Below are 14,262 nucleotides of genomic sequence, written 5' to 3'. Positions count from 1 at the left end.
CGGTGTGGCTGCCGCCGCCGGGGGACGGCGCGGACGCGGAGCTGCTCGCCGGGCTGTCCGCGGCGGGAATCCAGGTCCGGGTGCTGCGCGGAGCGCAGGAGCCGCCGGGCGCGCACCTCCTCGACTTGGTGTCGATCATGGACACGCTTCGCGTGTCCTGCCCGTGGGACAGGGAGCAGACGCACGCGTCCCTGGTGCGGTACCTGCTCGAGGAGGCCTACGAGGCGGTCGAGACCGTGGAAGACGGCGACCCGGCCTCGCTGTGCGAGGAACTCGGCGACGTCCTGCTCCAGGTGCTGTTCCACGCGCGGATCGCGGCGGAGCGCGCCGCCGTCGAAGGGGGCTTCACCATCGACGACGTTGCCGACACCCTCGCGGCGAAGTTGATCAGGCGCCATCCGCATGTGTTCGGCTCGACGGCCGTGTCGTCCGCCGCCGACGTGAATCGCAACTGGGAAGAGATCAAGAAAGCCGAGCGCTCGCAGCGGTCCGCCGCGGCCGGCGGCGGGGCGCCGTCCGTCCTCGACGGGGTGCCGTTCGGGCAGCCCGCGCTGTCGCTCGCGGCGCAGTTGCAGCGGCGTGCCGAACGGGCCGGGATGCCCGGTGACTCTTTCGCGGCCAGCGACCCTCCCGGGGACGGTGCCGCCGGGGAGATCGGCGAGGAGCTGATGCGGGTGGTGGCGCGGGCCCAGGCCACCGGGCTCGATCCCGAGTTCGAGCTGCGCGCTGCGGCCCGCCGGTTCGCGGAGCGGGTTCGCTCCTGGGAACGATCCGGCGGCTGACCCGGTCTCTGCCACGGCACCGGATTATTACGACTCCGCCTCGAAAGCCGGTTGCTGTGCTCTGCGGTGGTTCGTTGTGCGTCCTCGTTACAAGGTTTCCTTGGGGCGGAAGGGACGATACGGGTGGAAGCGATCATCAATGAGATGCGCGCAGCGGTGGCACCGGGGCAGCAAGACCTCGACGCGGCGGAGGTCAGCCGGCTCAGGGAGCTGACCGCTCGCCTGGTGGCCGGCCGGCGCGAGGAGGCCAGGACTGAGTACGAGCGCTTCCTGTCCGTGATCAAGCGTGAGCTCTGCCTGCCAAGGGACCGGCTGGCCGAACGCCTGGACGGTGCGGTGGTCCTGGTCACCGGGGGTACGGGCTGCGTCGGATCCACCTTGATCACGCAGCTTGCCGCGTTCAGGCCAGCCAGGATCGTCAGCGTCACCCGCGGCGTCACCCGCGGCTGGCCACGGCATCCAGGCGCCGAGTACCTGTACGCCGACGTCAGGGACCAGGCGCGGATGGAGGCGCTGATCGGCGAGATCAGGCCGGACCTGATCTTCCACGTGGCTTCCCAGCGGGACCCGGGACAGGCCGAGACCCAGGTGCACCACACGGTGACCACTAACGTGCTGGGCACTAGAAGCGTGCTCGGTGCGGCGGCTGCCGCGGGAACCGGGCAGGTGGTGTGCGCCTCGACCGGCAAGGCGCTGCGGCCGTTCTCCCCTGACGTCTATACCGCGTCCAAGCGCGTCGCGGAGTGGGTGGCGTTCGGCTTCGCCGCGTCCGGCGCGCTGCCGGTTTCCGCGGTCAGGTTCACCCACGTCGTGGACAACTCGATCATCCATCAGCGGCTCCAGGACTGGGCCGCGTCGTCCGCGGTGATCCGGCTGCACAGCCCGCAGATCGCGTTCTACGTCCAGTCCGCTGTGGAGTCCGCGCAGCTGCTGATGCTGTCGGCCCTCGACAAGGGCCGCGCGCGCCCCGGCCGGCTGCCGATACGTGCCATCGCCGACCTGGGCTGGCCGGTCAGCCTCCTCGACCTCACCCTCGGCGTGCTGGCCGCGCGGGATTCCGGCGCCCCCGTCTACCTCAGCGGGTACGACCCAGGCTACGAAGAGGTGCCGTTCCCCGGGCTGTACGATCCGGCGACCGCCGGGGATCTGAGCCCGTTGCTGAACGCCTTCGAGGCGGCGGCCGCGGTGCCGTCGGAGTGCCCGATGACCAACGTCTTCGAGGCCGAGTTCGCGCCGGAGCCGCGGGCCGCGGGGCTCTCCGCCGAACTGGTCGCGATCTGTGGCGAGACCGACGACCCGCAGCGGATCCGCGCCGCCCTTCGCGAGCTGTCCTGGGCGCTGCTCGACGCCACCCTCGCCGCCGCCCCGCCCGAGGCGCTGACCAGAGCCGCCCGCATCGCCAGTCGGCACGTCGCGACCCTGACGGCGGATCACTGTCAAATCTTGCGAACCATCCAGAAGTGGGGCAGTGAAAGTAGTAACTTAGCGATTGGCGAGGCTGGTCGCTAGCTATCTGACCGCTGCTGTTGATGATCTTTGCGTGACTATGTGAAGCATCTTAGGAGTTCCCTGACCCAGGGTCCGCTGTAGTGCTCGTGGGTCTGAGCTGACGTTGAAGCAGTATCGAAACTTGTAAACACTCCCTGTTCGGGAGACATTTACTGATACTGCTAGCCATGTGAGTGCATCGGTGTAAACCAGTCGGCTCGACTGCGCGTCACTCATACAAGAGCTAGAGCTGTGGCTGAAGTGACAGCTGTTTCCCGGCGGCGCTGTGCCGTTGTGATGGATGAGCGGGGTAGGTGTGTCGGATTCTGTTGCGGTCGCGAGTGATCATCTCGCCGAGCACCTCACGAGCGGACCGGCCGCGTGGACCCGTAGTTACCGGCGCCGGGCGGCTGCCGCTGACTTCGTGGTCGCGGCGGTATCCGCGGCGGGGGCCGCACTGCTTCGCTTCGGCCTGCAGCCGTCCGTCAAGTACCTGGTGCTGAGCTGCCTGCTGCCGGTCGCGTGGGTGATCGCGCTCTCGATCTTCGGCGGCTATGACGCGCGGTTCATAGGCACCGGCTCAGACGAGTTCAGGAAGGTGCTGAACGCGTCCTGGAGCCTTACGGCCGGGCTCGCCTTGCTCTCCTACGTGGCCAACGACGAGCTGTCGCGTATTTACCTGCTGATCAGCATGCTCGCCGTCACGATGCTGGACCTGGTCGCCAGGTACAAGCTCCGCAAGCGGCTGCACCGGGAGCGGGACGCCGGCAGGTCGATGTCCGCGGTGGTGGCCGTGGGGCACGAGACCGCGGTCGCCGACCTGATCACCGAGCTGCGCCGGGAGCGCTACCACGGCCTCGAGGTAGTGGCCGCATGCCTGACCGGGGAGTCCTTCGCTACCGAGGTGGCCGGCGTGCCCGTCATCGGTGATCTCGATGACACGCCGGACGTGGTGCGGCGCTGCGGCGCACAGACGGTCGCCGTGCTCTCCTGCCCAGAGATCGATGGCGTGCGGCTCAGGCAGCTCGCCTGGGAGCTGGAGAAGACTGGTACCGACCTCTGCCTGGCCCCCGCGCTGCTCGACGTGGCCGGCCCGCGTACGACCATCAGGCCGACCGCGGGGCTGACCCTGCTGCACGTCGATCACCCGCAGCTCAGCGGTCCGCTGCAGATCATGAAGGACCTGTTCGACCGCTGCGCCGCCGGGTTCGCGCTCGCCCTGCTCGCGCCGGTGATGCTGTTCATCGCGCTGGCGATCCGGTTCTCCGACGGCGGCCCCGCGCTGTTCAGGCAGACCCGGGTCGGCAAGGACGGCGGTACCTTCCAGATGTACAAGTTCCGCACCATGGTGGTGGATGCCGAGCAGCGGCTGGCCGAATTGCAAGAGCGGAACGACCTCGACGGCGTGCTGTTCAAGATGCGCCGCGATCCCCGCATCACCGCGATCGGGGCCCGGCTCCGCAAGTGGTCGCTTGACGAGTTGCCGCAGCTCTTCAACGTCCTGCTCGGCGAGATGTCGCTCGTCGGCCCGCGGCCGCCGCTGCCCGCCGAGACGGAGCGGTACGCCGACCACGTTCGCCGTCGGCTCGTGGTGCGGCCAGGGCTAACCGGCCTGTGGCAGGTGAGCGGGCGCTCCGACCTGTCCTGGGACGAGTCGGTCCGGCTCGATCTGCGCTACGTGGAGAACTGGTCATTCGCGCTGGACCTGCTGATCCTCTGGAAGACGGTCTCGGTGATGTTCAGGGGATCCGGTGCGTATTAGCCGGCGCGAGGCCCGGGTTCCTGGAAGTGCCCGCGTGAGGGAGATCACATGACCGCGATGCCCCAAGAGCTGTTCAGCCTTGAGGTCGCAGACCTGAATGCTGACAGCTCCAACATCACGGCCCTGGTCCGCCGTGCCGCCACCGGCGACATGCAGGCCTGGAATCTGCTCGTCGATCAGTACGGCAGGCTCATCTGGTCGATTACCGCGCGGTTCAAGCTCATCGAAAGCGACGCCGCCGACGTCGTGCAGACGACCTGGATGCGGCTCATCGAGCACATCCACCGCATCGAGCAGCCCGATCGCATCGGTTCCTGGCTGGCGTCAACCGCGCGCAATGAATGCCTGCGGCACGTGGCGGCGCGCAAGCGCCTGGTGCTCGTCCATGAAGACGCCGAATTCGACGGGGTCGATCACCACGGTCCCGAAGTAGACGAGGCGCTGCTGGCGGCCGAACGCGCGCAAGTCGTCCGCGAGGCGATGGCGCACCTCCCCGCGCAGTGGCAGCAACTGCTCGAGTTGCTGATGGCCGACCCGCCCATCTCCTACGCCGAGATATCCGACCAGCTGGGACTGCCGGTGGGCAGCATCGGTCCGACCCGCGGGCGCTGCCTGGCAAAGCTCCGTGTCTTGCTGGAGGCTTCCTGAGTGGCGTTACACGGTGGCGCGTACGGTGCTCGTCTGAGGCGGCGGTACGCCCGAGGAAGTCGCCCAGTGCCACGACCATTGTGAGCAATGAAGTGGGTCTTGTGATACATGAAGACGGCGGCTGACCCGGAGATGGCGTCGATAGCGGTCGGACGGCTTAGCGCGGTCGGCAGCCGTGCGCAGTGGCTGCAGCGGGTCAGCGTCATCGGGCGGCTCGGCTGGGGAGTGGCGGACCAGGCTGTCTCCAGCCTGACCAACGTCGCCGTGAGCCTGCTCCTCGTCCGGGTGCTGGCGCCGGCTCAGTTCGGAGCGTACGGACTGGCTTACATCACCTACGGGTTCGCGCTCAGCGCTTCACGCGGGATCTCAACGGAACCGCTGATGGTGCGGTTCAGCGGCGCGAAGCTCCAGGTGTGGCGGCATGCCGTCGCCGGCTGCACGGCGACCGCCCTCATGACCGGCCTCATCGCCGGCGTCCTCGCGCTGGCGGCGGGGGCCGTGCTGCACGGGACGCCGAGCGCCGCGTTCACCGCCCTCGGCATCACGTTCCCCGGCCTGCTGCTGCAGGACAGCTGGCGTTATTCGTTCTTCGCGCTCGGCCGCGGCAGCCAGGCATTCCTCAACGACCTGATCTGGGGCCTGACGATGGTGCCCGGCCTGATCTTCCTGAGGGAGATCGGGCAGACCAGCGTGTTCTGGGTGGTGTTCGTGTGGGGCGCCACGGCAGGCATCGCCGCGCTGATCGGGCCCCTGCAGGCCAAGGTGCTCCCGAACATCGCGGAAGGCATGCGCTGGATAGCCAGGCACCGCGACATCGGGTTCAGGTTCCTCGCCGAAGGCGCGGTGTCGAACGCGGGCGGCCAGCTTCGCGGCTATGGCGTCGGGCTGTTCCTCGGCCTGGCCGCGGTCGGCTACATCCAGGCCGTGGGCACGCTCATCGGCCCGATGACGATCATGTTCCAGGCGATGTCCCTGGTGCTGATACCGGAAGCCGCCCGGGTGCTGAGCCGGGCGCCGGCCCGGCTCAGCTTGTTCTGCGTGGTGGTGAGCGCGGCGCTCGCCGTGGTCGCCGTTACCTGGGGCGCGGTGCTGCTGGTACTGCTCCCGCACGGGCTCGGCCAGCTGGCGATAGGCGAGATCTGGAAGCCCGCTTATCCGGTGGTGCTGCCGACTATGGTCGGCGTGCTCGCCGCGGCCGTCAGTACCGGCGGCTACGCGGGCCTGCACGCGCTCGGCGCCGCGCAGCGGAGCCTCAGGGTCTCCATCTTGGGCACCGTCGCTTTCGTCGCCCTGTCGGTAGGCGGCGCGCTCATCTGGCACACCGACACGGCCGTGATCTGGGGAACTGCCGTGGCCGGCTGGATTTCCTGCGTCCTGACGTGGCAGCACTTCTTCAAGGCGCGGGCGGAGGCGAGCGCCGTCCAGGCGTCGCTGGACGCGGCGATCGGCCCGCGACGCCGCGGCGGACGGCACCGCAGACGCTAGCCGCGGCCGTCAGCCGCTGACGGCGAGCTTGCGGACGCGCAGCCCGAGGTTCACCGCGTAAGAGACGCCGAGCAGCACCGGGCGCATGCCGAAGATGCGCGATCTGCGGGCATAGGCGATTTTCCGGTGCTTGCTCGGGGCGTGCGCGCTCAGCGAGATCTCGCGAACGCGATAGCTGATCAGGAACTCGTCCATGATCCCGCGGCGCCCCTTTTCCTTGAGCACTTCCCAGAAAATGGCGTCCTCGTCGACAGCCGCGGAATCGTCGAACGGGTACGTCAGGAAGAAATCGGTTCGGCCCAGCCAGGTGCTGGGCATCGGCAGCTCTTTAGCAAAACCAAAGAAGTATGGCGTGCCTTCCGCTCGTATTAGCACGTGCTTAGTGCCGATCACGTCGAGTTCGGGGTGCCGGGTCATGAAGTCGAGCTGCTTCGCGATCTTTGCCGGCTTCCACACGTCGTCGCCGTCGAGGAAGGCGACGAACTCGGTTCGCGATCGTTCGATCGCGCGGTTCCTGACCGCCCCGGCCCAGGCGTGCTCGAGGCGGAGAAGCTCGACACCCGGCTCGAGGGAAGCGAGAATATCGTCGATCCATTCGTTGTCCTCCGCCACGCACACGATTATGTGGGTGGGGACGGTCTGCCGCTGCGCGGAGCGGATGGCATCCGCGACAAACGGCCGTTCCGCCTCGGTCATGCACGTTATGATCGTTGTCACGCCCGTCATGCTGGCTGCCTCGCTCGTGAACCGGAGTGGTCTCTTATGAGAGAGCCCGGTCACCGTGATTGATACGACTGGGCGTCCTGATGGGGCAACCAGGGTACCCCGCTTGCCGAACCGCAGAGAGGGAACCGATCGTGCTCGCAGCGCTAACCCGCAGTGTTCGGATCAGGCCGGGATCGCGGCGCCACTTGATATTCCTCCTTGTCATCGGGCCGGCACTCGCGGTGGCCGGCTGTACCGGCGGCGGCACCGCGTCGAGCTGGAACGGCACCGTGCCCGGTGTCAGCGGCTCAACCAGCCAGAACCCCGCGGCCGCCGGCGGGGCGCCGCGTTCGGGCACGCCAATTTGCGCGCAGAAGATTCTCATCTCGCCGTACTCCTATGACGGCGCGCCTGGGACTTTCACCACGAGCGGCGCGAATCCCGGGTTGCCGACTTTCGGCTCGCGGGGAACCGACTTCCCTGACGCGCAAAAGATTATCGTTGTCCCCGCGGGTGACAATTCTGGCGCCGCGTCGGCGGGAGACTATCAGGTCGCCCGCACGATCGTATATTTCGAGCCGGGCGTCCATGAGCTTACCAACAGCATGTATACGGGTAACCACTCCTATTACATTGGCGGCTACAGCAAGCAGACCGGAAAAGCCGTCATAAACGGCGTGAACGGCGGTAACGGATCTTTCGCGAGCAAGCCGAGTTCAGGCAACGCCGTATACAACACCTGGGAATACCTCACCATCGAGAACTTCGCGTCGACGGTGAACAACGCTGTGCTCGGCAACATTAACTCGAATTACGGGAATGGGCAAGACGACGGAGACGTTTACCGCTACGACACGATCGGCCCGAATGAGTACGGTTACAATGGCGGAAACGCGCCACGGACAGGCGAGAGCAATGGCGGCGGATACGCTATTAACGTCGGCAATGACACTACCATCGCGTACAACTGCCTAACGCAGGACGCGCAGGGCGCTTTCAACGGCAGCAGCGTCGTCAACGTCAGCATCGTGCACAACGAGATAAGCCGGAACGGGCTCGGTGAGTACCCCGATTCTGAGGGGCCGGGAGGAAGCCAGTTCGGATGCGGCTGCTCCGGCGGCGGCAAGCTGTTCTATTCCGTGAACGCCACCGTGGATTACAACTATGTGCACGACAACTACAACGTCGGAATCTGGTTCGACTTCCTGAACTCCGGCGCGGATATCTCGTACAACTACATTTCCTCGAACTGGAGCGCGGGCATCCAGTACGAGGCCAGCTACAACGCGCGGATCGCGGACAACACGCTGGTGGGCAACAGCTGGCCCTCGGACGGCCCGTGGCCCGCCGGCGTCAAGGGCGGCGACTGCAACACCGTCACCTGCACCCAGGGCGGCGGCATAATCGCGGGGTCCTACGGTAATCCGCAGGCCGCGATATATGTCGCCAACTCGGGCGGCAACGCGAGCTTCGGGCCCATTAAGGTGCCCAACGGGGTCACCGTGCCGGGATGTGCGTCAGATTGCGAGGTCGCCTCACGTTACAGCGGTCACCTATGGATAACGGGCAACCAGCTGATCAACAACTTCGGCGGTGTTTCCGTCTATACGGACACCAATCGCTACCCGGGTGACATCGACCACGACGCGAGCTGCGCGACGCCGCTCGGCGCCCTCCAGGAAACCAACGACACCCTCTACTACCAGCAGGGCACCTTCCTGCAGGATTCCAACAACGACGCCACTATTTCCGGTGACCAGGTAACGACTCACAGCGGCCTGATGGCCTTGTGCGATGACTACGGCAAGCCGCGGCAGAGCGGTCCGGCGAACGACGTCGACGCGGTCAAGGCGCCGGTCGTCGGGATGGCCGTGTTCAACCTGTCGACAGGCGACTTCCTCGGCACGGTCACCTCGGTGGCCAGCGCGCACTCCTTCACGCTGAGCAAATCGCCGGGGGACGCGTCAGGCGCGGGCCTGCTGCTGTCCGCCTACGGGGGGTGCGGACCCGCTGACTACGTCGGCGGCGGGCCCGGCATCAAGTCGGGCAAGCCGGCGGCCTACTACTGGGACAACTGCATGCTCGGGTCGCGAAACGTGACCGTTTCCCATAACACGTTCTCGATCAACGCCAACGTGGTCAAGGGCTGCACCGCGGCCAACGACTGCGGCTTCCAGCAGCTGATCGCGTTCAACGCGGGCGTGCCCACGCTGATGCAGTTCTTCGACTCCTACGCGAACCTGATCGGCAAGTCGGCCCAGGGCCTGGGCAACGCCTGGATGGACAACACCTACACCTGGACCGGTCCTGGCCAGTGGTCCTTCGAAGCCGGATTGCAGGGAACCCACGTGTCGCAGTCGCAGTGGCGCGGTGCTCCCTACGACCAGGACGCGAACAGCGCCTTCTCTTAGCAAGTTCTTAGTAACGGTGCACCCAGAATGACACCGGTGGTGAGTACCAGGGCCGAGGGAAGGTAGTCGTAGGCACTATGGTGGCTAACGGTGACGGCGGTGCCCCGGAGGCGACCGGGGCAGCTGAGCCAGCCGGGTCAGCTGAGCCAGCCGGGTCAGCTGGTGCGGGATCGGTCCGTGACCCGCGGCCAGTCATCATCTCGACTACCTTCCGCGAAACCGGCACCACCGGCGTCCACACGCATTTCCAGCAGGTCGCGCAGTTCTTGCGGGAGCACGGCACTCCGGTAAAGATCGTCACGCCGTTCTCCTGGGCCCGGCCGCTCACCTACCCGGTGTTCGCTCCCCGGCTCGTGCTGCAGCGCGTCCACGGGACGGCGAGCGTGCTGTGGTACCGGCACTGGCACGAGGTGTTCCTGCGCAACGCCCTCGAGCGCGAACTCGCCGCGGCCGGCGACTGCGTGATCTACGCACAGGGGCCGCTCGACGCGCGTGCCGCGCTCGCCGCCCGCACGGGCCCGCGGCAGCGGGTCGTGATGGCCGTCCACTTCCGCACGTCCCAGGCCGACGAGCACGCGGAACCAGGCCGCGAGCTCAAGCGCGACGGCCGCGTGTTCCGGGCGATCCGCGAGACAGAGCGAGAGGTCATCCAACAGCTTGACGGCCTGGTGTACGTGACCAAGTGGGCGCGGGACGCGCTGCTCACCTGGCTGCCGGATGCAGTGTGGGTGCCGTCCACGGTCATCAGCAACTTCGTCGCCCCGCTGCCGGCCGGCGAGGCCGCCGAGGCCGCCGAGGCCGGCCAGGCCAGCGAGTATCTCGCGGACCTCGTCACCGCCGGCCGCCTCGACGACAGGAAGAACCACCGGTTCCTGCTGGAAGCCCTCGCGGCGGCCTGCAAGACCGGTCACCGCCTGACGCTCGACGTGTACGGGGACGGGCCGCTGAAGCGCGACCTCGAGCAGCGCATCGCCGCGCTCGGGCTGGAAACGCAGGTGCGGCTCTGCGGCTTCCGCACGGACGTCCGCGCCCTGCTGCCGCGGTACCGCGCGTACGCCCATGCCGCGTACGCCGAGACGTCCTCACTGGCCATCATCGAGGCGATGGCGGCAGGGCTGCCGATCATCGCCGGGGGCATCGGGCCGATCGCCGAACTCGCCGACGACGGGGTCGAAGCCCGCTTCTGGCCGCTCGACAACCCGGAGCAAGCCGCGGTCATCGCCGTTGAACTGCTCGGATCGGAGGAAGCCAGGGCGAAGGCGGGGACCGCGGCCCTCGAGCGTTTCCGGCGCGACTACTCCGCCGCCGTCCTAGGCCCGCAGATCAGGTCATTCCTGCTGGATCCGGTCGGCGTAACCTGAACGCGCGCGCTGTATCAGCGGCCAGCGCCTGGCGCTCCTATTTTGTGTGCAGACCCGGATCCTGATTATCGTGCAGAACCTGCCGGTGCCCTTCGACCGGCGGGTGTGGCTCGAGTGCCAGGCCCTCACTTCGGCGGGCTACCGGGTCGCTGTCGTGTGTCCCAAGGGCAAGGGCGACCCCGGCTACGAGGTCATCGACGGCGTGGAGATCCACAGGTACCGGCCCTACGCGCCCGGCGGCAGCAAGCTGAGCTTCGTCGCCGAGTACGCGTACTCGTTCCTCGCGACGGCCTGGCACACGCTCAAAGCGCGCCGCAACGGACGGTTCGCGGTCATCCAGGCGTGCAATCCGCCGGATATCTTCTGGCCGATCGCGCTCGCCTTCCGCCTGGAGCGGACCAAGTTCGTGTTCGATCATCACGACCTGTGCCCCGAGCTGTTCCTGTCCCGTTTCGAGCACCCGCCGGCCCTGCCGTTCAAGGGGCTGCTGTGGCTGGAGCGCAGGACGTTCCGCACCGCGAGGCACGTGATCTCGACGAACGAGTCCTACCGGCAGATCGCCATCGAGCGCGGCGGCAAGTCGCCGGGCGACGTCACGGTCGTCCGCACCGGGCCGAACCCTGACCGGCTGAAGCGCGGCCCGGCCGACGAGGAGCTCAAGCGCGGGCGCAAGCACCTGGTCGCGTACATCGGCGTGATGGGGCCGCAAGACGGCGTGGACATCGCGGTGCGCGCCGCCGGCATCATCGTCCGCGAATTCGGGCGCGACGACATCGCGTTCACTCTCATCGGCTCCGGCGACTCCTACGACGAGCTCGTCGCGCTGCGCGACGAGCTCAACCTGCAGGGGCACGTCGAGTTCACCGGGCGCGCGCCCGATGAGCTGGTGATCAAGATCATGTCCACGGCCAGCGCCGGTCTTTCGCCGGATCCCAAGAATCCGCTGAACGACGTGTCTACGATGAACAAGACGATGGAGTACATGGCGTTCGAATTGCCGGTTGTCGCCTTTGATCTTCGTGAGACCCGGGTCTCGGCACAGGATGCTGCGGTGTACGCCACGCCCAACGACGTCCACGAGTACGCCAAGGCTCTCGTCGGGCTGCTTGACGACGAGGCCGCGCGCGCCCAGCTGGGCAAGCTCGGCAGGGCACGCGTCGAGGACGACCTGGCCTGGAGCCACCAGGAGCGTGCCTACCTGGGGGTCTACCAGCGCCTGACCGCGAAGAACTGACCACGCGGACTACCACCGAGCACTCACCGAGCGACCCGGTCAACGGGACCGGGCACTGGCGAAGGACCCGATGAAACAGATAGCCCAGAACTACAAGTCCGGCGAGCTGACCGTGCTCGACGTGCCGGCCCCGGTGTGCCGTCCAGGCGGTGTGCTCGTGCGGTCGCTGTACTCGCTGATCTCGACCGGCACCGAGATGATGAAGGTCACCGAGGCCAGCATGTCGATGGTCGGCATGGCGCGGGCGCGGCCGGACCAGGTCAAGAAGGTCATCGACCAGGTGCAGCAGCAGGGCCTCGTCACCACCTACAAGAAGGTGATGAACAAGCTCGACTCCTACACCCCGCTCGGCTACTCCCTGTGCGGCGTGGTCACCGAGGTGGGCAAGGGCGCCGAGGAGTTCAAGGTGGGCCAGCTCGTCGCCTGCGCCGGCAACGACCAGGCGCTGCACGCCGAGTACAACTGGGTGCCTGTCAACCTCTGCGCGAAGGTCCCCGACGGCGTGGCGCCAGAACACGCCGCGTTCGCCACCGTGGCAGCCATCTCCATGCACGGCGTGCGCCGGGCCGAGGTCCAGCTCGGCGAGACGGCCGCCGTCATCGGCCTCGGGCTGATCGGCCAGCTCGTGATCCGGCTGCTCGTCGCGGCCGGCGTGCAGGCGATCGGCATCGACCCGGTGCCCGACCGGTGCCGGCTCGCGGAGAAGGCGGGCGCCGTAGCCGCCGGGGCGCCCGACGACCTGGACACGGTGCTCGCTGAGCTAGCCAAGATCACCAGCGGCCGCGGCGCCGACCACGTGTTCCTGTCCGCCGGCGGGAACAGCAACGGCCCGGTCGAGGCGGCCGTGAAGCTGGCCAGGGACCGCGCGCGGATCGTCGACATCGGCAAGATGAAGCTCGACCTGCCGTGGAACGCCTACTACGAGAAGGAACTCGACGTCAGGTTCTCCCGGTCCTACGGTCCTGGCCGGTATGACACCCGCTACGAGCTCGAGGGCATCGACTACCCGGCCGGGTACGTCCGGTGGACGGAGAAGCGGAACCTCGAGTCGTTCCTCGACCTGGTCGCCCGCAACGAACTCGACGTCGCGACGCTGATCGACGGCGTCTTCCCGTTCGACGAGGCGGCCAAGGTGTACGGCGACCTCAAGGACGGCACGCTCAAGGCGATCGGCGTCCTGCTCGAGTACCCGGTGCCGGCCGAGGACGCGCCGCCCCCGGCGACGAAGACGGTGCTGCCAGGGGCGAAGACACCGTACGTTCGGACCAATGAAAAGGGCAGGCAGCGGATAGCGGTCGGCTTCGTGGGAGCGGGCAGCTACGCGAGCTCCATGCTGCTGCCGCACCTCGCCAAGCTGCCCGCGGCGGACCTCGCGCACGTCGCCACCACCAAGTCCCTGTCCGCCGTCAACGCGCAGAAGAAGTTCGGCTTCAGCACGGCGTCCACCGACGCCGACTCGGTGTTCGAGGACGAGTCGCTCGACGCGATCTTCATCGTGACCAGGCACGCGACGCACGCCAAGCTGGTGTGCCGCGCCCTGGCGACCGGCAAGGCCGTCTTCGTCGAGAAGCCGCTCGCGCTCACCCGCGAGGAGACCGACCAGATCGCCGAGGCGATCGCGACGACCGGCAACGACCGGCTGATGGTCGGCTTCAACCGGCGGTTCGCGCCGCTGCTCGGTTCGATGCGCAAGGGCTTCGGCGCGGCCGCGGCCACCGCCTCGACCCGCTACCTGGTCAACGCGGGCCCGCTCGCCAAGGACAGCTGGTACCTCCACGAAGAGGCCGAAGGCTCCCGGTTCACCGGCGAGGGCGGCCACTTCATCGATACCCTCAGCTGGTGGGCGGACAGCCCGGTCGAGGAGGTCTACGCGGTGCGCGGGCCGGAGAAAGGCGACGTGCAGGCCACCTTCCTGTTCGCCAACGGCGCGTCGGGCACGATCGCCTACCTCACCGGCGGCAACGCGCGGTTCCCGAAGGAGACGATGGACGCGACCGGCGGCGGGCGCAGCGCCAGGCTCGACAACTTCCGCAGCGCGTCGGTCTGGAGCGGGCGCGGCAAGTCCGCCACGAAGGCGCGCGGCGGCCAGGACAAGGGCCAGCGGTCGGAGATGGAGGCGTTCGTCGAAGCGGTGCGGACCGGCGGCCCGATGCCGATCAGCGCCGACTCGCTGCTCGCCACCACGCGGGCCACGATCGCGGTCGGCGAGAGCCTGCTGAGCGGGCGGCCGGAGCGGGTGTGACCGGAGGCGGCACGTCCAGGCTCGCCTGGTATGCCCGGCGCCTCGGCAGGATGTCACCTGCCGAGATCACCTGGCGTGCCCGCGAGCAGGCGCTACGCCGCGCCTGGCGGTCGCGCCAGGTGCTGCCGGGGCAGACCGCCGCGC

The 14,262-nt window shown here is 67.8% G+C and carries 10 protein-coding genes; 9 read left to right on the top strand and 1 reads right to left on the bottom strand.

Annotated features, from left to right (window positions below; translation table 11 throughout):
- The 5 genes from mazG to WA805_RS01705 all read left to right on the top strand — a co-directional run.
- The coding region (gene mazG / locus WA805_RS01725) for a nucleoside triphosphate pyrophosphohydrolase (RefSeq protein ID WP_425241494.1) at nucleotides 1-782 on the top strand (782 nt) is incomplete at its 5' end.
- Nucleotides 783-926: 144 nt separating this feature from the next.
- On the top strand, nucleotides 927-2,291 hold the full coding sequence (locus tag WA805_RS01720; protein WP_425241493.1) for a polysaccharide biosynthesis protein: 1,365 nt from the start codon (nucleotides 927-929) through the stop codon (nucleotides 2,289-2,291).
- A 295-nt stretch (nucleotides 2,292-2,586) separates the two neighbouring features.
- Nucleotides 2,587-4,032, top strand: a complete 1,446-nt coding sequence (locus WA805_RS01715; RefSeq protein ID WP_422287864.1) for a sugar transferase — start codon at nucleotides 2,587-2,589, stop codon at nucleotides 4,030-4,032.
- A gap of 48 nt (nucleotides 4,033-4,080) precedes the next feature.
- Nucleotides 4,081-4,680, top strand: a complete 600-nt coding sequence (locus WA805_RS01710; RefSeq protein ID WP_422280768.1) for an RNA polymerase sigma factor — start codon at nucleotides 4,081-4,083, stop codon at nucleotides 4,678-4,680.
- 108 nt (nucleotides 4,681-4,788) lie between these two features.
- On the top strand, nucleotides 4,789-6,165 hold the full coding sequence (locus tag WA805_RS01705) for a hypothetical protein (protein ID WP_425241492.1): 1,377 nt from the start codon (nucleotides 4,789-4,791) through the stop codon (nucleotides 6,163-6,165).
- A 9-nt stretch (nucleotides 6,166-6,174) separates the two neighbouring features.
- Here the strand turns inward: WA805_RS01705 and WA805_RS01700 are convergent, their stop codons facing one another.
- Nucleotides 6,175-6,882, bottom strand: coding sequence for a glycosyltransferase family 2 protein (locus WA805_RS01700; RefSeq protein ID WP_422287862.1), 708 nt, complete (start codon nucleotides 6,880-6,882; stop codon nucleotides 6,175-6,177).
- A gap of 194 nt (nucleotides 6,883-7,076) precedes the next feature.
- Between WA805_RS01700 and WA805_RS01695 the strand changes: the two genes are divergently transcribed.
- The 4 genes from WA805_RS01695 to WA805_RS01680 all read left to right on the top strand — a co-directional run bounded on the left by WA805_RS01695 (nucleotide 7,077) and on the right by WA805_RS01680 (nucleotide 14,118).
- The gene (locus WA805_RS01695) at nucleotides 7,077-9,281 is read left to right on the top strand and encodes a right-handed parallel beta-helix repeat-containing protein (RefSeq protein ID WP_425241491.1); all 2,205 of its coding nucleotides are present in this window, start codon (nucleotides 7,077-7,079) and stop codon (nucleotides 9,279-9,281) included.
- Nucleotides 9,282-9,358: 77 nt separating this feature from the next.
- Nucleotides 9,359-10,642, top strand: a complete 1,284-nt coding sequence (locus WA805_RS01690) for a glycosyltransferase family 4 protein (RefSeq protein WP_422280776.1) — start codon at nucleotides 9,359-9,361, stop codon at nucleotides 10,640-10,642.
- 70 nt (nucleotides 10,643-10,712) lie between these two features.
- Nucleotides 10,713-11,876 (top strand): glycosyltransferase family 4 protein, encoded by a 1,164-nt coding sequence (locus tag WA805_RS01685; protein ID WP_425241490.1) that lies wholly within the window; start codon nucleotides 10,713-10,715, stop codon nucleotides 11,874-11,876.
- Nucleotides 11,877-11,946: 70 nt separating this feature from the next.
- Complete coding sequence (locus WA805_RS01680) at nucleotides 11,947-14,118, top strand: bi-domain-containing oxidoreductase (protein ID WP_425241489.1); 2,172 nt, start codon at nucleotides 11,947-11,949, stop codon at nucleotides 14,116-14,118.
- Nucleotides 14,119-14,262 lie beyond the last annotated feature (144 nt).

The sequence above is a fragment of the Trebonia sp. genome, assembly GCF_049794275.1.
Taxonomy (GTDB): Bacteria; Actinomycetota; Actinomycetes; order Streptosporangiales; family Streptosporangiaceae; genus Trebonia.
Note: the sequence above shows the minus strand (reverse complement) of the source record. Positions and strands in the feature narration are given on the sequence as shown.

Excerpts from the sequence above, each read along its gene's own strand:
- WA805_RS01720 (WP_425241493.1), top strand. The coding sequence starts at position 927 with ATGCGCGCAGCGGTGGCACCGGGGCAGCAAGACCTCGACGCGGCGGAG.
- WA805_RS01710 (WP_422280768.1), top strand. The coding sequence starts at position 4,081 with ATGACCGCGATGCCCCAAGAGCTGTTCAGCCTTGAGGTCGCAGACCTG.
- WA805_RS01705 (WP_425241492.1), top strand. The coding sequence starts at position 4,789 with ATGAAGACGGCGGCTGACCCGGAGATGGCGTCGATAGCGGTCGGACGG.
- WA805_RS01690 (WP_422280776.1), top strand. The coding sequence starts at position 9,359 with ATGGTGGCTAACGGTGACGGCGGTGCCCCGGAGGCGACCGGGGCAGCT.
- WA805_RS01680 (WP_425241489.1), top strand. The coding sequence starts at position 11,947 with ATGAAACAGATAGCCCAGAACTACAAGTCCGGCGAGCTGACCGTGCTC.